General features: G+C 54.1%; 19 protein-coding genes. 8 read left to right on the top strand and 11 right to left on the bottom strand.

Annotated elements, in window-relative coordinates; genetic code table 11:
• Nucleotides 1-300: 300 nt before the first annotated feature.
• On the bottom strand, nucleotides 301-2,595 hold the full coding sequence (locus HRQ63_RS18840; protein WP_172246645.1) for a carbohydrate-binding domain-containing protein: 2,295 nt from the start codon (nucleotides 2,593-2,595) through the stop codon (nucleotides 301-303).
• 422 nt (nucleotides 2,596-3,017) lie between these two features.
• Here HRQ63_RS18840 and HRQ63_RS18845 point away from each other — a divergent pair, with 422 nt between their 5' ends.
• The 6 genes from HRQ63_RS18845 (at nucleotide 3,018) to HRQ63_RS18870 (ending at nucleotide 9,390) form a co-directional block, all read left to right on the top strand.
• Nucleotides 3,018-3,860 (top strand): helix-turn-helix transcriptional regulator, encoded by an 843-nt coding sequence (locus HRQ63_RS18845; RefSeq protein ID WP_172246647.1) that lies wholly within the window; start codon nucleotides 3,018-3,020, stop codon nucleotides 3,858-3,860.
• A gap of 307 nt (nucleotides 3,861-4,167) precedes the next feature.
• Nucleotides 4,168-4,392, top strand: a complete 225-nt coding sequence (locus HRQ63_RS18850) for a hypothetical protein (RefSeq protein WP_172246649.1) — start codon at nucleotides 4,168-4,170, stop codon at nucleotides 4,390-4,392.
• 231 nt (nucleotides 4,393-4,623) lie between these two features.
• Complete coding sequence (locus HRQ63_RS18855) at nucleotides 4,624-5,580, top strand: glycoside hydrolase family 43 protein (protein ID WP_172246651.1); 957 nt, start codon at nucleotides 4,624-4,626, stop codon at nucleotides 5,578-5,580.
• 121 nt (nucleotides 5,581-5,701) lie between these two features.
• Entirely contained in the window at nucleotides 5,702-7,438 is a 1,737-nt protein-coding gene (locus tag HRQ63_RS18860) for a type 2 periplasmic-binding domain-containing protein (RefSeq protein WP_229714307.1), read from the top strand.
• Between the two features lie 34 nt (nucleotides 7,439-7,472).
• The gene (locus HRQ63_RS18865) at nucleotides 7,473-8,441 is read left to right on the top strand and encodes an ABC transporter permease (RefSeq protein ID WP_172246653.1); all 969 of its coding nucleotides are present in this window, start codon (nucleotides 7,473-7,475) and stop codon (nucleotides 8,439-8,441) included.
• Nucleotides 8,442-8,487: 46 nt separating this feature from the next.
• Nucleotides 8,488-9,390: a carbohydrate ABC transporter permease gene (locus tag HRQ63_RS18870; RefSeq protein ID WP_172246655.1), complete on the top strand. Its 903-nt coding sequence runs from the start codon at nucleotides 8,488-8,490 to the stop codon at nucleotides 9,388-9,390.
• Between the two features lie 174 nt (nucleotides 9,391-9,564).
• On the opposite strand, the gene HRQ63_RS18875 is transcribed toward HRQ63_RS18870, so the two are convergent.
• Entirely contained in the window at nucleotides 9,565-9,945 is a 381-nt protein-coding gene (locus HRQ63_RS18875; RefSeq protein ID WP_308809936.1) for a nuclear transport factor 2 family protein, read from the bottom strand.
• 188 nt (nucleotides 9,946-10,133) lie between these two features.
• Here HRQ63_RS18875 and HRQ63_RS18880 point away from each other — a divergent pair, with 188 nt between their 5' ends.
• Nucleotides 10,134-10,415: an ArsR/SmtB family transcription factor gene (locus tag HRQ63_RS18880; protein WP_229714306.1), complete on the top strand. Its 282-nt coding sequence runs from the start codon at nucleotides 10,134-10,136 to the stop codon at nucleotides 10,413-10,415.
• Between the two features lie 123 nt (nucleotides 10,416-10,538).
• On the opposite strand, the gene HRQ63_RS18885 is transcribed toward HRQ63_RS18880, so the two are convergent.
• The 9 genes from HRQ63_RS18885 to HRQ63_RS18925 all read right to left on the bottom strand — a co-directional run bounded on the left by HRQ63_RS18885 (nucleotide 10,539) and on the right by HRQ63_RS18925 (nucleotide 19,550).
• Nucleotides 10,539-11,054 carry a CcdC protein domain-containing protein gene (locus tag HRQ63_RS18885; protein ID WP_172246659.1) on the bottom strand — a complete coding sequence of 172 codons (516 nt, stop codon included), beginning with the start codon at nucleotides 11,052-11,054 and terminating at the stop codon, nucleotides 10,539-10,541.
• A gap of 196 nt (nucleotides 11,055-11,250) precedes the next feature.
• Nucleotides 11,251-12,009 carry a response regulator gene (locus HRQ63_RS18890; protein WP_280529319.1) on the bottom strand — a complete coding sequence of 253 codons (759 nt, stop codon included), beginning with the start codon at nucleotides 12,007-12,009 and terminating at the stop codon, nucleotides 11,251-11,253.
• Complete coding sequence (locus tag HRQ63_RS18895; RefSeq protein ID WP_172246661.1) at nucleotides 12,002-13,231, bottom strand: sensor histidine kinase; 1,230 nt, start codon at nucleotides 13,229-13,231, stop codon at nucleotides 12,002-12,004. The genes HRQ63_RS18890 and HRQ63_RS18895 overlap by 8 nt, the downstream gene beginning before the upstream one ends.
• Before the next feature lie 264 nt (nucleotides 13,232-13,495).
• Nucleotides 13,496-14,014, bottom strand: a complete 519-nt coding sequence (gene paiA, locus HRQ63_RS18900) for a spermidine/spermine N(1)-acetyltransferase (protein ID WP_172246663.1) — start codon at nucleotides 14,012-14,014, stop codon at nucleotides 13,496-13,498.
• A gap of 208 nt (nucleotides 14,015-14,222) precedes the next feature.
• The gene (locus HRQ63_RS18905; RefSeq protein ID WP_172246665.1) at nucleotides 14,223-14,363 is read right to left on the bottom strand and encodes a hypothetical protein; all 141 of its coding nucleotides are present in this window, start codon (nucleotides 14,361-14,363) and stop codon (nucleotides 14,223-14,225) included.
• Nucleotides 14,364-14,544: 181 nt separating this feature from the next.
• Complete coding sequence (locus HRQ63_RS18910) at nucleotides 14,545-16,950, bottom strand: carbohydrate-binding domain-containing protein (RefSeq protein WP_172246667.1); 2,406 nt, start codon at nucleotides 16,948-16,950, stop codon at nucleotides 14,545-14,547.
• Nucleotides 16,951-16,991: 41 nt separating this feature from the next.
• Complete coding sequence (locus HRQ63_RS18915) at nucleotides 16,992-17,681, bottom strand: DUF4956 domain-containing protein (protein ID WP_172246669.1); 690 nt, start codon at nucleotides 17,679-17,681, stop codon at nucleotides 16,992-16,994.
• Entirely contained in the window at nucleotides 17,674-18,483 is an 810-nt protein-coding gene (locus HRQ63_RS18920; RefSeq protein WP_172246671.1) for a polyphosphate polymerase domain-containing protein, read from the bottom strand. The genes HRQ63_RS18915 and HRQ63_RS18920 overlap by 8 nt, the downstream gene beginning before the upstream one ends.
• Nucleotides 18,484-18,947: 464 nt before the next feature.
• Entirely contained in the window at nucleotides 18,948-19,550 is a 603-nt protein-coding gene (locus tag HRQ63_RS18925) for a TetR/AcrR family transcriptional regulator (protein ID WP_172246673.1), read from the bottom strand.
• A gap of 164 nt (nucleotides 19,551-19,714) precedes the next feature.
• Here HRQ63_RS18925 and HRQ63_RS18930 point away from each other — a divergent pair, with 164 nt between their 5' ends.
• On the top strand, nucleotides 19,715-20,452 hold the full coding sequence (locus tag HRQ63_RS18930) for an SDR family NAD(P)-dependent oxidoreductase (protein WP_172246675.1): 738 nt from the start codon (nucleotides 19,715-19,717) through the stop codon (nucleotides 20,450-20,452).
• Nucleotides 20,453-20,531 lie beyond the last annotated feature (79 nt).

Raw genomic sequence — 20,531 nt, forward strand, 5'->3', positions numbered from 1 at the left:
CTCAATCTGCTCCCGGCGGAGTTTGCGTACACGCCCTAGATTATACGGGAATCTTTCGCAAATCTCACTCAGGCATGCGGCATCGGTCTTTTGACCCGTTCCCTGCGTCCTATCGGGATTTCGAACAACGAAAAGAACGTGTGTTCTTATTTTTTTAGAATATAACATGCTTCCAGCGAAAATTCAAATTCGGGACGTTCTCCCAGTCTCAATACTCTTTTTACCTGATCAAAAAACCGGACGAACCGCCTTATCGGCCTTCATCCGGTTTATCGTTTCATCTATGATTCGCTTCTGCCTTTAACGTCTGCCTCCCATCATGCCGCCGGTGTTGCCTGTCGTGATCCCGGACTCGTTGACCCAGGTCGTTTGGCTGCCCGAAAGAGTAAAGGTGACCACGTCGCTGCCTCCGGCTGATACGGTATAGGTGCTGCCATCTTGCAGATCAGCCGAGCTTACGACAACCGTACGGAATTGCTTGGACGGCGTAACTGCGGCCACCGTGTTCCCTTTGCTGTCTTTTACATTCACTTGGGTTCCCGCTTCCTGCGTGTCGGTAAACGTCATCGCGATCGAAAGCTGCGAGGAATCGTCGCTTGGTGCTTGTGCCATGCCTGCGCTGCCAGCCGTAATCAGCGTCCCGCCGCTAATTTCGAAGGTTCCGTCATAATCCAGCGATCCGTTGCCGTCATTGGTTGGTCCGTATACCGTTACGGTGCCGCCTGTCATGGTGATCGATCCATTGGAATCCAGACCGTCGCCTTCGGCATTTACCGTGAGCGTCCCGCCATTGATCGTCAACTGCGCATTGCTCGAACCCATACCGCCGCCGAAGCCGCCTCTAGCCTGGTTGCCTGCTGCCGTATCGCTTGCGGCACCCGCGGACGATTCCGTCGACGATGCGCTTGCCGTCGTCACAGAAGCCGTTGTGCCCGAAGATGTCGTTTCTTCAGTCGCGCTTGCTGCCGTATCTACGGAAGATGTTGCATCCGTTGCCGTCGTAGTCGCGGAAGCATCCGACGCATTCACGCCGTCATCGCTCGCTGTTACTTGGATATCGCCGCCGTCGATCGTAATATTTTCGGCTTCCAGTCCTTCGTAACTGGCCTGGATATCGATGGTGCCTGCCGCGATAATCAGATCGCTTTCGCCGTGGATCGCATCGTCACCCGTCGAAATTTGCAGATCTCCGTTGGTCACTTCAACCTTGCCGTTACTGTGCAGCGCATCGTCGGCCGAGTCGATGACGAACGTGCCGCCGTTGATCGTCAATGTTACGCCTGCTTTGATGCCTTTCATGCTGTCGGATTCCGTCTCGGTTGTCGTCGCTGCAGCAGAATCGGCAGTCGCATCGGTCGTCGTTCCGTTTGCATCGCTTGGCAGGGACGGAGGCGTTCCGCCGTCTGTCGGCTGTGCGCCGTCCGGTAAAGCTGGAGGTCCGTCTGTCGATGCGTCTGTGCCGGTCGTACCGGAAGCTGCACCGCTGCTGTCTACGTTAGGACCTTGTCCCGTGCCCGGGTCTCCCATTCCGCCGGGGCCGCCACTGCCGCCTTCGGGACGCTGTCCGCCGCCAAAGTCGCCTCCTCCGAAGCCTCCGCCCATTTCCTCGGCGTGTTCCGGTCCGTTTTCATGGCCGCCGCCCGTGACAATATTGAATTCCCCGCCGTCCACGACTATATTCGTTTCGCCTTGAATACCGTCGTTGCCGGCCTTGATTTCGAATATGCCGTCTTTGATCGCAACGAAGCCTTTTTCCGTATCTTCGTCATTCGTGGATTTGATTCCGTCGCCGGCCGCATCGATGCTGATCGTGCCGCCTTCGATATAGACGCGATCTTTGCCGACCAGGCCGTCGTCCGCCGCTTTGACGTCAAGGGTACAGCTCACGATATTGAGATCATCCTTGCTTGTAATTCCGTCTTTGTAATTGGCGGTCACGACCAGGCTGCCCGTTCCGTTGATCGTCAGATCGGCTTTGCTGAAGATGGCCGCGCTCGGCTCTTCATCGGTATTCAGCGTGTACGTCGAACCGTCCGTCACGGTATTGGCTGTGCCTTCCGCAAGCGTCAGGATTACCTTTTCCGCCGATTTAACGTAGATCGGGGCACTGTCACTGTCCGTCAGCTCTACGCCGTTCAAGATGATATGCACGGAATCGGCGTCCGCCGTATCCACAATGATCTGTCCGTCGCTGAGCGATCCGCTGATGACGTACGTACCTGCCGCCGTGATCGTGACCGAACCGTTCGCAGCTTCGGCGCCTGTTCCTTCTACCGAAGCGCTTGTTCCTGCCAACGTAATCGTCGTCGCGTCGGAACCGGCCTCCGTTACGTAATCTTCCTCGTCCAACGTTACCAAGCTTGCGGCGGTCAACCCGCTCAAGCTTGCGGAAGCGGTAGTGACGGACGTTGTTGCAGAAGTCGCTTGCGTGGATGTCGAGGTTGCGGCGGTGGTCGTCGTTGCTGCCGTTGAAGCCGTATCGTCTGCCGAGGTGCACGCGGAGAGCGTCAACATCGCGCCGAGGAAAATGACGAGGCCGGTCCGTTTTTTCGCCTGGAATCTTTTCGTCTTTTGGATCTTCGTTGTTTTTTTCATCTATAATCGTTCCCTTCTTGTTGAAAGTTTCGGATGGTTCGGATCGGGGTGTCGTTTGTTCTTGGCTTTATATTAGAGGGTGAAGCTTTAGTGAAACTTAAAATTCTTATTTGAGTTGGAAAAGGGGAAGCTACGGAGAAGGTTTTGTTTCAGTCGCGTGTTGCAATCGGGAAGCCGGATTAGACGAGGAAGAAGCTTCCCGATTGCAAAGGCGAGCGCTTCGCTCCTTCACTAAAACTTTCTCCTCCGCTTCCGGCTTTTCGCAAAATGAACAAGCCTTTTTGGGGATGGGGGATAGGAAGTAAGAAAAAGGGAATTCATTGTACGAGGCAAGGTTGTCGGGTAAGATGATTCGTATATGAAGAAGTGAATCCGAAGGTTAGCGATCGGCAGGGCAATCCCAGGGAAGAGGATGCGGACAAATGGAGAACAAGGGCTCGCAAGTCGTGGTCAGCATTGAACGTTTTAAGCCGCATACGTTCAGCTTTGAAACGGGAGAAGGATTGTTTATGTCGCATTCGCATGAGTACGACGAGTTGACGCTGATCCTTGAAGGGCAAGGGTATTATAGTTCGCCGGAGCAAAATATTAAGGTGAGCGCAGGGGATATCGTGTTGATTCCGCCGGGACTGCATCACGGGTTCGTGTGCACGGTGCCTTGGCAAGGAATTTCGGTGCATTTTCAACATGATCGGCTGCCGGTCCATAGCCGTTACCCGCTTGTCGGGACGGAGCGTGAACAGGAACGGATTCGGCATGCGGCGCTTGAAGGGGAAGAGCTGCGCTGGGCGGAAATCTGCTTGTCGAGACTAGAACATGAATGGAAATCCGAGCCTGAACATATAGATACCCGGCATCTGATGCGGCTTGCGCTGGAGACGACGCTGTTATTGTTCCAAAGAAGCCATGATGCGCAGACTCCTTACGGTTCGAGAGACTCGGGCGTTATTCAGGAGGTTCTCAAAGAAATCCATGCCAGCTATTACACCGGAATCACCATCGGCGAGCTGGCTTCGAAACACTTTTTATCAGAAAGCAATTTACGCAAAAAATTCGCCGAAGCGATGGGAATCTCCCCGAAGCAATATATGATCAACCTCCGCCTGATGGAAGCCAAGCGTTTGCTTCAACAGACGGACAAAGCGATCGAAAGCATCTCCTCCGAAGTCGGCTTCACCTCCTCCAGCCGCTTCTACGAATTTTTCGTCAAATCGGCCGGGATTACTCCGCTCGAATGGCGCGTGCAGAATCAGCGGCAAACTTGAGCCTTCTCCAAATCCTATTTATTGCAAAGACATCGCGAAGCCCGATTCCCTTGAATGGAGAATCGGGCTTTTTTTGCGCGCAGACCTTTATCATCAGAGCGACATTGCGTGTAACTTTCACGAGGAAAAATGTAAGTATTGCGCTGCAACATAGTAGACCCATGGAGCGATGGTTTAGAGCAGGGAGGTCAAAACACCTTGGAGCGCATGAAAGGTAATCAATCCGAAATCATTTCATACAATATAAAATCGTCGGAAAGTTCAGTAAATCTAACCTTCCGGCAAACCCAAAAAAGGAGGCGTTAAAATGAGCAGATTGGTTTTAGCAATGATGGAGTTGATAGGGTGGTTGCAAATGTACGGAGGTATTTTCACCGTACTCGGAGCACTGGCCGGAATCGGAAATTTTGTGTTGGGCCTTAGAAAACTGAGGACAGAGAAAAAAACCGAACCGAAAAAAGAAAAAATGACTTACGGCTTCTCGATCGAAGTGAATTTGAACATCACTCGAACGATAAAAAAGGAGGCTTAAGCGTCTGAAAAAGGATTGGATTTCCTCTGAAATCCAATCCTTTTTCGCTGTTTTCAACACACGAGCAAAACTAAAGATATATACCGCCTTCATTTTCACCAAATTTTTTCGACCGTCGTTTCCGCTCCGAACCTCCCCTTTTTCGCGGTAAAAGTAAAGCGTTTTCACAATTGTTCCTCTCCGCCCCCTCCGAGATAATAAAGTTATCCTCAACGCCAAAGGAGAACCTCGATGACGAACCGTTTGACCTTTTCCAATCCTATCGCCGAACAGGCGGCCGACCCTTGGGTTTATCGGCATACCGACGGATTTTACTATTTCATGTGCACCAAGGGCGATGTGCTCGAACTGCTGCGCTCGCCCCGTTTGACGACGATTGCCGACGGCGACAGCCGGATCGTCTGGAAACCGGAACCCGGAGGCAGGCACAGTCACCATCTATGGGCGCCGGAAATTCATTTCTTGAACGGCTGCTGGTATATCTATTACACCGCCAACGACGGCGGAGGCGACGATACCCGGCAGGTATGCGTGCTGGAAAACGTCGGCCCCGATCCGATGGAAGGCGAATGGAGATGGCGCGGCGCGCTGCCGACCCCGGCTCCCGGACTCGACGGCTCCGTGCTGGAGACGGGCGACAACCTGTACTTCCTGTATGCGGGCTACGGCCATTTTCCCGATTACGGCTCGGCCGTCTATATCATGCGCATGGACAACCCGTACACGCTGCAAGATCGCGAGCATGTGCTGCTGACCGCGCCGACGCTGGATTGGGAAAAGCAGGGCGGCATGGCGATCAACGAAGGTCCCGTGATTCTCCGCCGCAACGGACGCGTCTTCCTGATTTACTCCGCCAGCACCACTTGGTCGGAAGATTACTGCCTCGGCATGCTGACCATGGACGAGCACCATGATCCGATGCTGCCGGAATCCTGGAGCAAATCGCCTCAGCCCGTTTTCCGCAAAAATGCCGCAGCCCAAGTTTATGCCGTCGGCCATAACAGCTTCACGACCTCGCCGGACGGACAGGAAGACTGGATCGTGTTCCATGCGCTGTCCGCTCCGGGCGAAGATACGGCACATCGCGCGACGCGCATCCAAAAATTCGGGTGGCACGCGGACGGAACGCCGGATTTCGGTACGCCGCTCGGCAACGACCGACCGTTGGACATGCCTTCCGGCGAATAAACGGCATATCTGCCAAACACCTAAAAATACGTCCGTAAGACCAAAGATCCGTCTCTTGTAGGTTCTTATTGTAAGCGTTACCATTTATTCGAATATCAATAAACAGATCAGGGGGATGTACATGAACATGAAAACATTCGCGAAAAAGATCGGGATGCTGGCCGCCGTTTCCGCACTTGCCGTCTCTACCGCATGCAGCAGCGGAGGCAGCGAAAGCGAAGAAGCGGCGACGACGGACACCGAAGCGGCGGGCAAGCAGGAACAAGTGGCGTTTACCGATATCGGAGGCGAGATCAAAGGCAACGAAAAGCCGACGCCGGAGCAGATCGCCGAGGTCAACGACACGCTCAACGATACATATCTGGGAGACATTTTCGAACAAAAGATTCCGAGCAACTATGCCGCCTATCCGTTCCCGGGCGACGTCACGCTGGACGTATGGATGCCGGCCAACCCCGACGTTCCGGACATGAACACGCAGGTCGTGCAGGATCAGGTGGAAAAACTGACAGGCATCAAAGTCAACTTCATCACGCCGCCGGTCGGCCAGGAAGCGGACTCGTTCACGCTCATGATCTCCTCGGGCGAGCTGCCGGACATCATTATCGATCCGGGCCGTTATCCGGGCGGATTGGAAGCGGGCGTGAACGACGGCGCGTATATCGACCTGACCGAACAGATGGAGAAAAACGCGCCGAACTACAGCGAATGGCGCAACTCCGACGAGATGCGCCGCAAAACGACCGTCACCGACGACGGACGCCTGCTCGGCTTTTACGGCATTGCGCCTTACTCCGAGTGGATGTGGTTCGGCATGCTGATCAAGCAGGAAGCGCTGGACAAAACGGGTCTCGAAGTACCGACGACCGTCGACGAATGGCATGCGTTCCTGACCAAAGCGAAAGAAGTCGGCTACTCCGAACCGCTCAACTACGGCTCGAGCTACGGCCAGCTTTTCACGGGCATCATCAACGGCGCTTACGGCGTCTGGGATTGGACCTTCCTCGACGCGGACGGCAAAGTCCAATGGGGTCCGGCGCAGCCTAAAGCCAAAGAATACCTGACGACGATGCAGCAGTGGAACAAAGAAGGGCTGCTGAACCGCGACTGGGCAACGGCCGATTTCAACCAGCGCATGGCGACCGCCATCTCGGACAAAACGGCGGTCATGATGGATTCTCCCGACACCATGTGGAGCTACTGGAAACAGCAGAACGGGTTCGACTTCGTGGGCGCGCCGAATCCGGTGCTGAACGAAGGAGACCAGCCGCAGGTCAGCTACAAAAACTTCATGCGCGCCGGCACCAACGCCGCGATCACCACGCAGGCCGACAACGTCGAAGCGGCGATGGCGTTCCTCGACTTCAGCTACACGAAAAAAGGCTGGGAGCTGCTGAACTACGGCGAATACGGCAAAGTCCATCTGATCGACGCCGACGGCAAGCCGTACTACCCGGCCGAAAGCTACATTTACGAAGATCCGGACGGCCAACCGGTCGCGACGACGCTGCATAAATACCGCATGCACAACTGGCCGGACATCCGCGACGAGCACAACTCCAACCCGCTGATCGTGGCGGAAGGCAGCTACTCGGGCGATATCCGCAAAACGTGGACGGAAGAAATGGACGCGAGCATGACCATGCCTCCGATCACGTTCACCCAGGCCGAAGCTTCCCGCGAAGCGGAACTGGGCAACCAGCTTTCGACGCTGCGCAACGAATATTTCGCCAAAATCATCATGGGCGAGCTGCCGGTAGACGCCTACGACAAATTCCTGGCCGAAGCGCAAAAAATGGGTCTCGACGAGTTCCTGAGCCTCCATCAGGCGGCGCTTGACCGGTACAACCAACGCTAATGCGACCGACTGATAAAAAGGAGGTGACCTACCGGTGCTAACGCTGCGCAAAAACAAAAAAGGCAACGCCCTCGCCGCGTCCGAACGCCCGAAAACGTCGCTGACGATCCGCAAAGACGTACGCAAAAACTGGTTTCCTTATCTGCTGGCGATTCCCGTTCTCGCCTGGTTCATCATTTTCTGCTACGGTCCCATGTGGGGCGTGCTGATCGCGTTCAAAGACTATAAACCGCTGCTCGGCTTCGAAGACAGTCCGTGGGTCGGCTTCAAGCATTTCGTCGACTTTTTCCAGGGACCGTACTTTTGGCGGGTGGTCAAAAACACGCTGCTGCTGAACCTGTGGGGCATCGGCTTCGGCTTCACCGCCCCGATCATTTTGGCGCTGCTGCTGAACGAAATCCGCAACAAAATGTTCAAGCGCACCGTGCAAACGATCACTTATATGCCGCACTTTATCTCGCTGGTCGTCGTGGCAGGCATGATCCATATTTTCACCGCCGACGAAGGGATCATCACGCAGGTGCTGCAATGGATCACGGGCAAAGAATATTCGTCCCTGCTCGGCTATTCCTCCATGTTCCGGCCGCTCTACGTGTTCTCGGGCATCTGGCAAAGCATCGGCTGGGAAAGCATCATCTACCTCGCCGCCATGGGTTCGATCGACACGTCGCTGTATGAAGCGGCGGATATGGACGGCGCGAACCGGCTGCAAAAAATGTGGCACGTCACGCTGCCGCAGATTACGCCGACCATCGTCATCCTGTTCATTTTCGCCGTCGGCGGCCTGATGGCTTCCGGTTACGAAAAAATCATCCTGCTCTACAACCCGCTTACTTACGACACGGCGGACGTCATCGCTTCTTACGTGTACCGCCGAGGCCTGCGAGAAGCGAGTCTCAGTTACTCGACGGCCGTCGGATTGTTCAGCGCGGTCATCAACTTCGGCTTGCTATGGATGACGAACAACATCGCGCGGCGCAAATCCGAAGTCAGTCTGTGGTAGCGTTCAGGCATCGCGATACCTTCGTTCGAAAGGAGAGACTCCGCAAATGGTCCAATACAAATCGCTGGGCAACCGGCTGTTCGACGGCGCGATCTACGTGCTGCTCGCCGCTCTGACGCTGGTCTGCCTGTATCCGATCGTGCATATCCTGTTCGCTTCGATGAGCAATCCGAGCGAGCTGGTCGCGCATAAAGGACTGCTGCTCGCGCCGCTCGGCTTCACCCTCGACGGCTACAAGCTGATCTTCCGCGACAACGCCCTGATCGTCGGCTACGCCAACACGCTGCTGTACGTCGGACTGGGCACGGCGATCAACATGGTCATGACGATCATGGGCGCGTACGTCCTGTCGCGGCGCGAGCTTTTTTTCAAAAAGTACATCATGATCATCATCACCATCACGATGTTTTTCGGCGGCGGCCTGATTCCGTGGTTCCTGCTGATGAAAGACATCGGGCTATACAACAACATCTGGGCGATGGTGCTGCCGGGCGCGATCAGCACGTGGAACATGATTATCCTGCGCACCGGTTTCCAAGCCCTCCCGCAGGAGTTGGAGGAAGCCGCGACGATCGACGGGGCGAGCCAGGCGCGCATTCTGCTGAGCATCATCATCCCGTTGTCCAAAGCGACGCTGGCCGTCATTTTCCTCTACTATCTCGTCGGCAACTGGAACTCCTGGTTCAACGCGATGGTGCTGCTGCAGGACCGGGACAAGTTCCCGCTTCAGCTTTTGTTAAAAGAAATCCTCGTCGCCAACGATACGAGCGCGGCCACTATGGGCAGCGCGGGCGGCGTCGTGATCGACAGCGCGGGCAGCGCCACCGCTTACCGCGAGCTGGTCAAATATTGCACCATCGTCGTCTCGACGCTCCCGATCCTGCTGGTGTACCCGTTCTTGCAGAAGTATTTCGTGAAGGGCGTGTACGTGGGATCGATCAAGGGATAACCGCTGCGGCATGAAAAAGGTTTCGCGCGCAAACCGTCGGCCTCCCCCACCCTCCGGCGGTTTGCGAATTTAAAAAAAGCTGTCTCCTGCACCGACTCGCGGTGCGGGGACAGCTTTTTTATTAATGCGCCGGATGAAGTTTGGACATGCCGCACAACGTTCCGGCCCTCCGATTTACGCCGTATACTTCCCGAACGCGTCTTTGTCCGTCGGCACGTTCTCCAAATAAACGATTTTCCCGTCCGCGTTAAAACGAGCGATATCCACGCCCGTTTTCGCATAAACCGCACCTTCCGACGTCCGGCCGCACACCGCCCAATTCGTATGGTAGCTGCCGTCCGCTTGAAGCGCCCAGCCGTCCCACATATGTTTCACGTCGCGGTTATGCACGTAGAAGGCTCTTACGAAATCTTCGAATCCTGTTCGGCTATTGCCGTTCAGCACGATCTCCGCGTCTTCCGCGAACAGCGACAACAGATCGTTCATTGCCGATTCATCCGTGCGGGCCGCGTCGAACAAGCGAAAATACGTATTCAGTACCGTCAGCGTTTCCATGGTTAATCCTCCCGAAACAATGCTACCGCATCATCTATTGTTTGATATTTTTCGAACTGAAAAGGAATATACCATACTCTTTGAGCATTCCGCAATCTTTAGTTCGATTTTTTTCGAAATTTGTATTCAATCCGTGATTGTGCTACCCTACAACCATGAAAACTCTAACCCTTCCTTCGATTTCCGAAATGGATTTGACTGCCGTCTGTGCCGCGCTCGGCGATCCGGTACGCATGAAGATCGTTCAGTGCTTGGCTCGCTCGGGCGAGAAAAATTGTTCCGGCTTCGAAGTCGAACACATTTCCAAATCGACGTTATCCCACCATATCAAGATTCTGCGCGAGTCCGGATTGATCCAACCGCGTTTTCAAGGCAAGGAGCATTTCTACTCTCTGCGAAAGGAAGACCTGGACCGCCGGTTTCCGGGTATGGTGGAAATGCTGTTGAACGAGCCTGCATCGAAGGAATAACAGATTGTGAACGGCGATCTCCGAAACCTCCAAGCAATCTTCGGCACAAACGAAACAGGCCGATCAGCGGATTTGATCCGTCGATCGGCCTGTTTGGCTGTTCCGTTTTTTTGATCGTATTCATTAAGCACTCCAGCCGGATAGCGCTTCCGAACGTGTACGTTTCACCCGAACCACCAGGCCGACGATGCGCACGATCAGCATCGAAGCGGCCATGAAGATGAATGCCGGACCGATAATGTACAGATCGAAATGATGCAGCTGCGAGTACCGGTAGGCCGTCTCCCCATGGTTGGTTACCCATTGCACGAGTCCGATCCGCAGGATGAACATGATCGACAGAACACCCACGCTGGCAATGCCGTTAGTTACGTAAGTCTTGCGGCTTTTCGCATCATGTTCGATATGGGACATGGTGAGCAGAAGCGCGCCGATCAAGGCACCGAATGCGGCGGACGCCGCGAGCAGCCAAACGTTATTGCCGCCGTTCGGGATGTCTTTCAGGTACGTGGCGCCGAAGTAGCTGATGACGAGAATCGGCAGGATCAGGCGGATCGGATTGAATGCCTTGCGGCCGAATGTGCTCCAAGTGAGAAGGGCGAAAATAGCGAGTGTCGAAATCCAGGTCGTTACAGTCATGTGTGTTGCCTCCTTGTTGTTTTTGGGATGTCTTAAGCTTATCCCGATTCAGGAGGCACCGCGTCCACCGAGGGATTGGTCTTGACGCAAAAGCTTATCCACCTGTGGATGGATGCGCGGATTCGGAAAATCGGTTATCCCCAGGCAAAAAGAAGCCGACGGCGCTTTATTCGCCGTCGGCTTTGTGGATAATCGGCTACTGCACAATCCCGTTCCGAATCGCGTACACGACCGCCTGCGTCCGATCCTGCACGTCGAACTTTTGCAGGATGCGATGCACATGCGTCTTCACCGTGCTTTCGCTGACGAACAGCTTGGCCGCGATCTCTTCGTTGCGCAGTCCGTAAGCCATTTGCTGAAGCACTTCCAGTTCTCTCGCCGTAAAAGGCTGGAGCAGCTCTGCGGCAGGCTCCGCAGTTCGTTCCGACGCGCCTATATCCTTCGCCGCAGCTCCTTCGGCAGCAGGTACCGAAGCCGAGGTATCGTCCGCCTGCCGCTGCAATGCCTGACCGATCAGCTTCCCGGCCAATGCGGTGCGGAAAATGACTTCGCCGCGCAATGCCGCACGAATCGCGGTCAGCAGCTCCTCCGGTTCCGTGTCCTTAAGCAGGTAGCCGATCGCCCCCGCGCGAATGCCTTCCAACACATACTCTTCCGTGTCAAACGTAGTCAAAATGACGATTTTGCAATCCGGCAGCTTTTCCAAAATGCGCCGCGTCGCTTCGATTCCGTTGAACTCGGGCATTTGGACATCCATCAAAATGAGCTGAGGATGCTGCTCCAGCGCGACTTTCACCGCATCCGGCCCGCTTCCGGCCTCGCCTGCGACTTCAAGGTCCGGCTGCGCTCCGATAATATACTTCATTCCTTGACGAACGAGCGGCTGGTCGTCCACGAGCAGGATTTTGGCGATTCTAGCGTTCAACATTTTATTCACAGATTCCTCGTTAGCCATGCTGCTCATCTCCCTTGTCTCGATCGATCGCCAGCGGCAGCGCAATATCGATCGCGATACCGTGCGGTTCCTGTGCTTCGATCATGCATTCCCCGCCGACGTCCCGGCAGCGTTTGCGAATCCCGCCCAATCCGAAGCCTTCTTGCAGCGGCTCTCCCGGCTTCAGAATACCGTCGTCACGGTAACTCAGCGCCAGGTTGCTCCCGCTTTGCTTGATCGTAATCTCTACTTGATGCGCCTGAGCATGACGAATCGTGTTCGTTAACGCCTCCTGCAAGCAGCGGTACAAAGCTGCCGCAATTTGCGGCGGCCACTCTTGCTGCCTGCCCGCATTTTCTTCTATGTTCAATATGATTTGCGGCGCGCCGGGAACAACCGAGGTCTGCTGAACCAGACTGCGCAGCGACACGATACCGGCGCCGCTCTCATCCGTTCCCATTTCGTGCACGACGGAACGGACTTCCTGCATACACGAACGCGCCACTTCCAGCAACGTGCGCACGATGCGTTCGGATTCCGCCGGATCGCTTTTCAACACGTAAGGCAGCGCTTGAAGCTGAACGATGACCGAAGTCAGACGGTGGCCGATGCTGTCGTGAATATCCCGCGCGATCCGGCTGCGTTCTTCCAGCACGGCATAACGCAGCGACTGCACCGTAGCCTGCTCCAGCTCCTCGTGCGCCCGTTGAAGCTTGGCATGCGTATCGGCCAGCTCGGCATGAATAATCTTCAATTCCTCGGCATGCTGCTGCTGTTCGCGCTGTTTGGATCGATTGATGCGGATCATGCGCAGCAGCGCGTACAGCCCGACATAGATAAATAAATCCTGCCTCAGCAGGCTCTCCCAGGAGGCTCCTTCGTACACGATTTGCAGAATAAAAGTAACCGTCACGATCGCGATTGCCAGCACGGCCGAAGCCGGTTCAACCAGTAATAACGCGGTATAGCTGACCAAGAATCCTTGCAGGATCAGCAGCAGCGACGTATCGTGACCGAACGCCAGCCAGTAGGCGACGGACGCCGCGTATAAGCCGCCGAATAAAAGGAATCGGACGTTCGGATTTTTGATCCGCGGGGAAATCGCCAGTCCCGCAATGAATACCAGGAATAAGATCGCCGAAGCCCAGCGCGCCGAATTCGAATCGGGCAGCAAGCGCGCGAACAGATACAGCAGCACGATGCTTGAGAGGATCTGGCCTCGGCGAAGCGGCAATGAGGTCATGTAGGAGACCGCCTTTCGGCTTTTATTTCGATTTTAGCACAACGTTGGTGGGGGCGGGAGCAAGACCGTTTCGACCTGCGCTTCGTTGTCCTTTCCCCTTTTGATTGAATAAAAGATTAGCGGGGAGGGGAAAGGGCAAAGGCGCTTCGGTTCGAAACGGTCTCGCTCCCGGAGGTGGGGTAGTAGAAGGAGGAAAAAATTAAGGGCGAAAGGATAAAATTAAAAGGTCAAAATCAAGTGATAAAAAATAGAGACGTCGAAGATTTAAGTTAGGGATTTTGTCATGATCCAGTCGATCTGTTCGTCATCGCCCATCCAGAAAGAATGTTTGTCTGTCAGGACGAAGCCTTGTTGTTCGTAGAAAAGGACGGCCGAAGTGTTTTTTTCCCAGACGCCTAGCCAGATTTTAGTTTTATGTTGTTGTTCGGCGAGTTCAAAGGCATAGTTCATGAGTTTTTTGCCTAGGCCCATGCGTTTGAACGATCTGCGGACGTAGATGCGTTCGACTTCGAGGCTGTTGTCGCCCATCGGTTCGGATTGTGCGGTGCCGACGTTTACTTTTAGGAATCCGGCTAGCTGGTTGTTATGCGAGATGAAGAAGAAGGAAGAGTTTGGAGTGTTCAGTTCTTGTTGGAGCTTTTTTTCGTCGAATGCCTTTGCTAGGTAGGCGCGCATGTTTTCGGGTTTGTTTTGTGCCGCGAAGGTGTCGTTGAAGGTCTCGATGCCGATGTCGCGGAGGGTTTTCAAATCTTGGATGTCGCATTTTCGGATTGTAGCTGTCATTTTTAGTCTTCCTTTCTGAGCGTGAGAGGGAGCGAGATCGTTTCGACCTGCTCTTCGGTTCTAAACGATCTCGCTCCCGGAGGTTGGGTAGTGTAAAGCGATACTCAGAAATATAGTTTATTTTTATTGCATTTGCAATAAAAATAAACATAAAAAGAACCTGCTGTGGGAAGAAGATGCCAGCGGGTAGGGATGGGTTTAGTTTTATTTATTTCGGCGGTGAATATTCAAAAGCTGCGAGCATGCGGCTTTTTTGAATAGCTTGTGCCTCAAAAAGGCCGATCAAAATATAAACGATAAAGAAGCTAATGCTGGCTGCGTTAAAGCTGGCGATCCAGGCAATGTCCATATAATAAACGCCTCCAATCGGTAATCGGATTCGATACTTGCACGAATCGTCGCATATTGCGGGATTGGACCATGTCCTTCATCTTGGCCCTATCTATAAAGACGCCGAAAACAACCCGGTCCTCACGAAAAAAGCCCTCCCTTGAAAGGGAAGGCTTTAGTTTTACAACTCGAATTTCTAATTACTCCGCCGTCGTTGTTGTGCTTGTCGTAGTCGATGAGCTACTCGATTGCGTACCGCGCGGGCCACGAGTCGAACCGTCGCCCATGCCTCCGCGGCCGAATCCACCCATGCTGCTCGGTCCGGTAGTTACGCCGGACTCGTCGACCCAGGTCGTGGCGTCGCTGGTTGAGAATTCGAACGTCTTATACGTCGTTCCACCGCTATATGTTCCGCCTGTGTACAGCCCGTCAAATTCCGTACCTGTCGACGTGCCGCCGGTCGAAACGGTATACGTTTCGCCTGCTTTCAACGCCGAAGAGCTAACCACGACCGAACTAAACGATTTGGACGGAGCGAAGGTCAGAACGTTGTTGCCCGCCGAGTCTTCCACATGCACAAGCGTTCCTGCACTCAGCGAAGCGGCAAAGGTGATGCCTAGCGAACGTTGGCTCGATGAAGTCGAAGGGGCTTGCGCCATACCCGAGCTTCCGGCTGCGATCAGGGTACCTCCGCTGATTTCGAATGTGCCGTCATAGTCAAGCGGCCCGTTGCCGTTGTCCGTCGGTCCGTTCACGATCACCGTGCCGCCCGTCATATTGACGGAACCGTTGGAATCCAGGCCGTCGCCGCCCGCGTTAACGGTTAGGGTTCCGCCGCTGATATTCAGTTCGGCGTTGCTGGCTTCCATCATACCGCCGCCCATGCCGCCCGGCATCATACCATTGCCTGGCGTCTGCGAAGCGGAAGAAGTTGCGTCCGCCGTGCTCGAAGCTGCGGAATCCGTGCTTGTCGACGCATCGGAAGCCGAAGACGTACTGTTCGTTTCGCCGGACGTCGACGTCGTATCGGTCGTCGCCAGCGTCGGATCGTCGCCCGCCGCATTCACGCCGTCGTCGGAAGCGGTGACGTCGATATCGCCGCCTTTGATATGGATGATAAAGCCTTCCAGCGATTCGTAGCTGTCGGTCACTTCGATCTTGCCGCCGGAGATTTCCAGCACGGCGTCGGCGTGGAAGCCGTCGTCCCCGGTCGCGATATCGAACGTGCCGCCCGTGATATTCACGTTGCCGTTGCTGTGCAAAGCGTCGTCGGCCGCATTGATATGGAAAGTACCTTTGTTGATGACCAATTCCGTACCCGCTTTGAGGGCTTTCATGCTGTCGGACGTCGTTTCTTCCGTCGTCGAGTCATCGCTTGCCGCAGCTGTGCCGGAAGTGTTCCCGGTCGTCGAAGCCGTATTATTTGTCGTCGTGCTTGCAGTCGGAGCGGCAGGCGGCGTCATGGCTGTACCGTCGGTATCCGTCGGAGGCGTCATCGCCGTGCCGTCGGCATTGGTCGGCATCTCGCCCGGCGTCCAGCCTTCCGGCATTTGTCCGCCGAATTCTCCGCCGCCCGGTCCTTCTTCGGTATGCTCCGGTCCGTTTTCGTAACCGCCGCCGGTCACGATGTTGAACGTGCCGCCGTCCACGACGAGCGACGTTTCCGCCTGGATACCGTCGTTGGCCGCCGTGATATTGAACGTGCCGTTCGAGATCGCCACGAAGCCTTTTTCCGTATCGCTGTCGTTGTTGGACTTGATGCCGTCGCCGCCCGCCGTCAGTTTGAACGTGCCGTTTTCGATCACGACGCGGTCTTTGCCGACGATCGCGTCGTCCGCGGCTTTGACCGTGATTTTGCCGTTCACGATATTCAGGTTATCTTTGCTGTGGATGCCGTCTTTATAATTGCCCGTCACGTTCAAAGCGCCCGTACCGTTAATCGTCAAATTCGCTTTGCTGAAAATGGCCGCATCCGGCTCGTCTTCGCCTTCGGCGAACGTATAATCCGAAGCGTCGGTAAACGTGTTGGTGGTTCCTGCCGACAGCGTGACGATCACTTTATCCGCCGATTTCACGTAGAACGGAGACGTCGAATCGTTCGATACCGTCACGCCGCGCAGCACGATATGCACATCGTCCGTATCGGCCGCGTCGACCACGATTTGCCCGTCCGTCAGCTTGCCGCTGATCACGTAAGTACCGGCTTCGGAGATGGTCACCGTGCTGCCCGACGCTTCGGCGCCCGAACCATTGACCGTCGCTTTCGTAGTATTGAGCTTGATTGTCGTATAATCGGTTTTGCTCCATGCGACGTTATAATCCTTCGTTTTCAAAGTTACGAGATCGGATACGCTCAGGTTCGAGACTTTCAGAGCGGAGGCCGTGGACGTGGTGCTTGTTGTCGGAGATGTCGAAGAAGAAGTCGTCGTATTGCTGCCGGTTGCGTTGATCAGATAACCGTTCGAGGCATTCCAGGTCAATCCGGCTGCTGCCGCAGGAACGACGCTCGCCGAGGTCAGCAGCACCGCACCGAGCAGACCGGCTGCCGCCGTTTTTTTGTTGGCCTTAAACTTTTTCGTTTTCGCGACCTTGGTTGCTTTTTTCATGAGAGTTCTCTTCCCTTCTATAGTCGAATATGCCATTGGTTTTAATACTCGGCCGTTACCGGAGGAGCCATCGTCAGCGACAAATCGAGATTGCCGTTGCGGGTCCGGATCGAATCGAGGAATGCTTTTTGGTTGACGCTCTGATCTATCGTGACGGAGTAAACGAGTTCGTACAGGCTGCCGAGTTCGGTGGTGCGGATCTTTTTGAGTTCATGCTGCACGCCGAATTTGCTGAACACTTCTTCGAACGCTTCTTCGTAGCCGAGGTTTTCCGGGATAGTGACTTTGAGCGTTTTTTGCTGCGATTTTTTGACTCCGAATTTGAAGCGGCTGAGCACGAACATCACGACGCAAAGGATTACGGTGAACAGTACCGCGTAGCCGAGCGAGCCGACGCCGCAGGCCAAGCCTGCCGCCATGGTGAACAGGACGTAGGTAATGTCTTTCGGATCGCCCGCCGCGCTGCGGAAGCGAATGATCGAGAACGCGCCGGCCAAGCTGAAAGCGCGGGCTACATTGCTGCCGATCATCAGGATGATGACGGCGACGACGATGGGAAGAACGATCAGCGTGAGGGTAAAGCCTTGCGTATAAGTGGCTTTATTGGTCTTCATATACGTCAGGCTGATGATCAGGCCCAGCACGATCGCCAGGCCGATGGTCACCAGCGCATTGCTTAGAGTCAAGTCGGTAGTACTCGTCGTGGTGCTGTTGAGGATGGAATCAAGCATAAAGCACAGTCTCCTTTTCGGTTGCGCGTTCTATTGTCGGCAGATCGCCGATCGCGTTCAATTGAATATTGGGTTGCAGGTCGGGCATCATTTGTCTGGTTTTCAGCAGCTTTTTGTATTCGTTGCCGTATTTCGAAAAGCTCGTGCGGTACAGTCCGTGCTCGGACAGCATTTTGGACAGCCACGCCGGCACGGTCTTTTCCGCTTTGACTTCCATCAACCATTGACCGGGCTGCATCAACTGCTCGCCGTAATCGCCGCGTTCGAGTTGAACGTCATAGCGTCTGCACCGGATGTTGGTATCGAAGGTGATGCGCAGATCGCGGCTCGTCTTGTCGAACAGTGCTTTGCGGTCGTAAGAGAGATACACTTTCGGGTCCAGGTCGTACAGGCGAAGGAAGTATTCGATCTCGTCCAGCACCTGCGCGTTCATGTAAGGCTGAAATTCCGGCGGTTGTCCGGTGCGGACGAACTCGTAAGCTTCGCTTAGCTTGAGCGCCGTGCGGCGCTTGTTGACCAGTCCGAACACTTTCTTTTTGATTTCAAGATAGACTTTCGCGTCTTCGTTCGGTACGCCGTAAGCCCGTAGGCGAAGTTTTTCCTTGTATTTCGGTTTCGCCAAGCTTTGACGGATTAGCGAATCGTGCGGCGTATCGAAGTACAGATTGCTGATACAATAAAATTCGTTTTTGTTGTATTCGTCTTTCTCCATATATTCCAGCAGCGCCGCGTAAATTTTCTCGTAAGCCGCATGATCCATGAGATACTTGCTCTCGTAACGGTTGAAGACTTCGATTGCCATGTTTCCTCGTTCCTTTCGCGTTGAAGTTGTCGGTGTTCCCTTGCCATGTCTGTATCTTAGGCCCGCAACCTTTAGCGAATCTTAAATAAATCGAGGAGTTTGTAAAATGTCGTTCGGAGTATTTACGCAGAGTTTACAATATAAAAAAAGAACCGGGGTTCCGGTTCTCAGGGTTGTCGATAAAGGCACGTTGGCGAGGGAAGCGAGAAGACTGCGAGAGAAATTCGTTCCGGTCGCATGTTGAAATGGAGAAAAGGAATTAAATTTTAGCGGAATTTTCTCCATTTCAAAGGCGATCGCTATCGCTCCTACACTGAATTTCTCTCTCCGTCTTCTCGCTTCCGGTTACGTTATGCTTTCTAAATACTTTGAGAACTGGATTTTCGGTTCTTTTTTGTTTGGATTGCATTCACTTTGTACAACCCTTGCGCCGATTCAAGTTCGTATTCAACCTCGACGCTCGATTATTTGCCTCTATATTGAAACGAATAGATATGCGTCCTTGTCAGGTCGATGACTTTCTTGATGAAATCTTCCTGCGGCTCCCGGAAATCTCCGGTGATCCAGTTCAGGATCAATCCGTAAAATCCGTACGCCGTGTATCGCTTGAAATAATCCATATCGACGGGGCGGTTATCGATCGTTTCGAAGTCGAATTGTTCCATATAGATTTTCAAAAAGGTCTGCGGGATGGCGGTATGTATGCCGGGCAGGGTATCTTCGTATTTGATCAGTTCGAAAAAGTCGCGATGTTCGTGGATGTAGCTCAGGATATTGAACGAAGGCGCGTCAAGAGCAGCCGAATTTACCCAGTGTCCGGGAACGTACGGCTTGCCGACCGAATCTTCCAAGCCTTGAAGCATCACATGGAGCAAATCTTCCGCCAAACCCGGCTTGTCCGGATATTGAACGTAAAAGGTACTGCGGTTATAAGCAGCCGTGTCAACGATATCCCTCACAGTTACAGCGTGGTATCCTTTGGACTTGATCAGCTTGACCAAAGCCTCTTGAAGATGTTCTTTAGTCCGATTACGGCGAGGAGACGCCGCATTTCGCACTTCCGTCATGATTATTCTCCTTCCGGCAAGACACTTGGGTCGCATCTGTCTATTAATCAGACATTTGCCTTCATATTAATGATTGTTATCGGAAATCATCGGAGTAAACTTAAATTGTGAACAAAAACGCACAATTATAATTTCACTCATTTATTATACGGGAGGCATTCATAATGGGAAAACTACAGAATAAAGTCGCGTTGATTACAGGCGGAGCGTCGGGGATCGGAGCCGCGACCGCGCGCTTGTTCGTGCAGGAAGGCGCCAAAGTCGTACTGGCCGACCTGAACGAGGAAAAAGGCAAAGCGTTCGAAACCGAACTCAAATCGCAGGGTGCCGAGGCCGTATTCGTCAAAGCCAATATCACCAGCGAAGAAGAAGTAGCAAGCCTGTTCAAACAAGCGATCGAAGCGTTCGGCAAAGTGGATATCGTGTTCAACAATGCCGGAATCGGACGCGTGCAGCCTACCCACGAATTGGATTACTCGGAATGGCGCAACACGGTCAACGTCGATCTCGACGGCGTATTCCTCGTTGCCCGAGAATCTATCCGCGAAATGCTCAAAGCCGGCGGCGGCACGATCGTGAACACCGCTTCCATGTACGGCTGGGTCGGCTCGCCCGGATCGGCAGCCTACAACGCAGCCAAAGGCGGCGTCATCAACCTGACCCGCTCCCTGGCGCTGGAGTATGCAGACCAAAACATTCGCGTGAACGCCCTCTGCCCAGGCTTTATCGATACGCCGATCATTCCGGAAGAAAACAAAAAAGAACTGGCTTCGATGACGCCGATGAAACGCCTCGGCCAAGCCGACGAAATGGCGACAGCCGTCCTGTTCCTGGCAAGCGACGATTCTTCCTACATGACCGGCGGCAGCCTGATCGTAGACGGCGGATATACCGCGCAATAATTAAACAGTTCAACATCCAAAATCACTCTACCTTTTCAAAAAAACGCTCTCCAACTGGAGAACGTCAACAGGTTGAGAA

Origin of the sequence: Saccharibacillus endophyticus, from assembly GCF_013185185.1 — a bacterium.
Taxonomy (GTDB): Bacteria; Bacillota; Bacilli; order Paenibacillales; family Paenibacillaceae; genus Saccharibacillus; species Saccharibacillus endophyticus.

Bases quoted from the DNA above. Each gene is read 5' to 3' on its own strand.
- HRQ63_RS18910 (WP_172246667.1), bottom strand. From the start codon at position 16,950: ATGAAAAAAGCAACCAAGGTCGCGAAAACGAAAAAGTTTAAGGCCAAC.
- HRQ63_RS18930 (WP_172246675.1), top strand. From the start codon at position 19,715: ATGGGAAAACTACAGAATAAAGTCGCGTTGATTACAGGCGGAGCGTCG.
- paiA (WP_172246663.1), bottom strand. From the start codon at position 14,014: ATGACAGCTACAATCCGAAAATGCGACATCCAAGATTTGAAAACCCTC.
- HRQ63_RS18885 (WP_172246659.1), bottom strand. From the start codon at position 11,054: ATGACTGTAACGACCTGGATTTCGACACTCGCTATTTTCGCCCTTCTC.
- HRQ63_RS18925 (WP_172246673.1), bottom strand. From the start codon at position 19,550: ATGACGGAAGTGCGAAATGCGGCGTCTCCTCGCCGTAATCGGACTAAA.
- HRQ63_RS18895 (WP_172246661.1), bottom strand. From the start codon at position 13,231: ATGACCTCATTGCCGCTTCGCCGAGGCCAGATCCTCTCAAGCATCGTG.
- HRQ63_RS18890 (WP_280529319.1), bottom strand. From the start codon at position 12,009: ATGGCTAACGAGGAATCTGTGAATAAAATGTTGAACGCTAGAATCGCC.
- HRQ63_RS18880 (WP_229714306.1), top strand. From the start codon at position 10,134: ATGGATTTGACTGCCGTCTGTGCCGCGCTCGGCGATCCGGTACGCATG.
- HRQ63_RS18840 (WP_172246645.1), bottom strand. From the start codon at position 2,595: ATGAAAAAAACAACGAAGATCCAAAAGACGAAAAGATTCCAGGCGAAA.
- HRQ63_RS18905 (WP_172246665.1), bottom strand. From the start codon at position 14,363: ATGGACATTGCCTGGATCGCCAGCTTTAACGCAGCCAGCATTAGCTTC.
- HRQ63_RS18870 (WP_172246655.1), top strand. From the start codon at position 8,488: ATGGTCCAATACAAATCGCTGGGCAACCGGCTGTTCGACGGCGCGATC.
- HRQ63_RS18855 (WP_172246651.1), top strand. From the start codon at position 4,624: ATGACGAACCGTTTGACCTTTTCCAATCCTATCGCCGAACAGGCGGCC.
- HRQ63_RS18850 (WP_172246649.1), top strand. From the start codon at position 4,168: ATGAGCAGATTGGTTTTAGCAATGATGGAGTTGATAGGGTGGTTGCAA.
- HRQ63_RS18845 (WP_172246647.1), top strand. From the start codon at position 3,018: ATGGAGAACAAGGGCTCGCAAGTCGTGGTCAGCATTGAACGTTTTAAG.
- HRQ63_RS18860 (WP_229714307.1), top strand. From the start codon at position 5,702: ATGAACATGAAAACATTCGCGAAAAAGATCGGGATGCTGGCCGCCGTT.
- HRQ63_RS18920 (WP_172246671.1), bottom strand. From the start codon at position 18,483: ATGGCAATCGAAGTCTTCAACCGTTACGAGAGCAAGTATCTCATGGAT.
- HRQ63_RS18875 (WP_308809936.1), bottom strand. From the start codon at position 9,945: ATGGAAACGCTGACGGTACTGAATACGTATTTTCGCTTGTTCGACGCG.
- HRQ63_RS18915 (WP_172246669.1), bottom strand. From the start codon at position 17,681: ATGCTTGATTCCATCCTCAACAGCACCACGACGAGTACTACCGACTTG.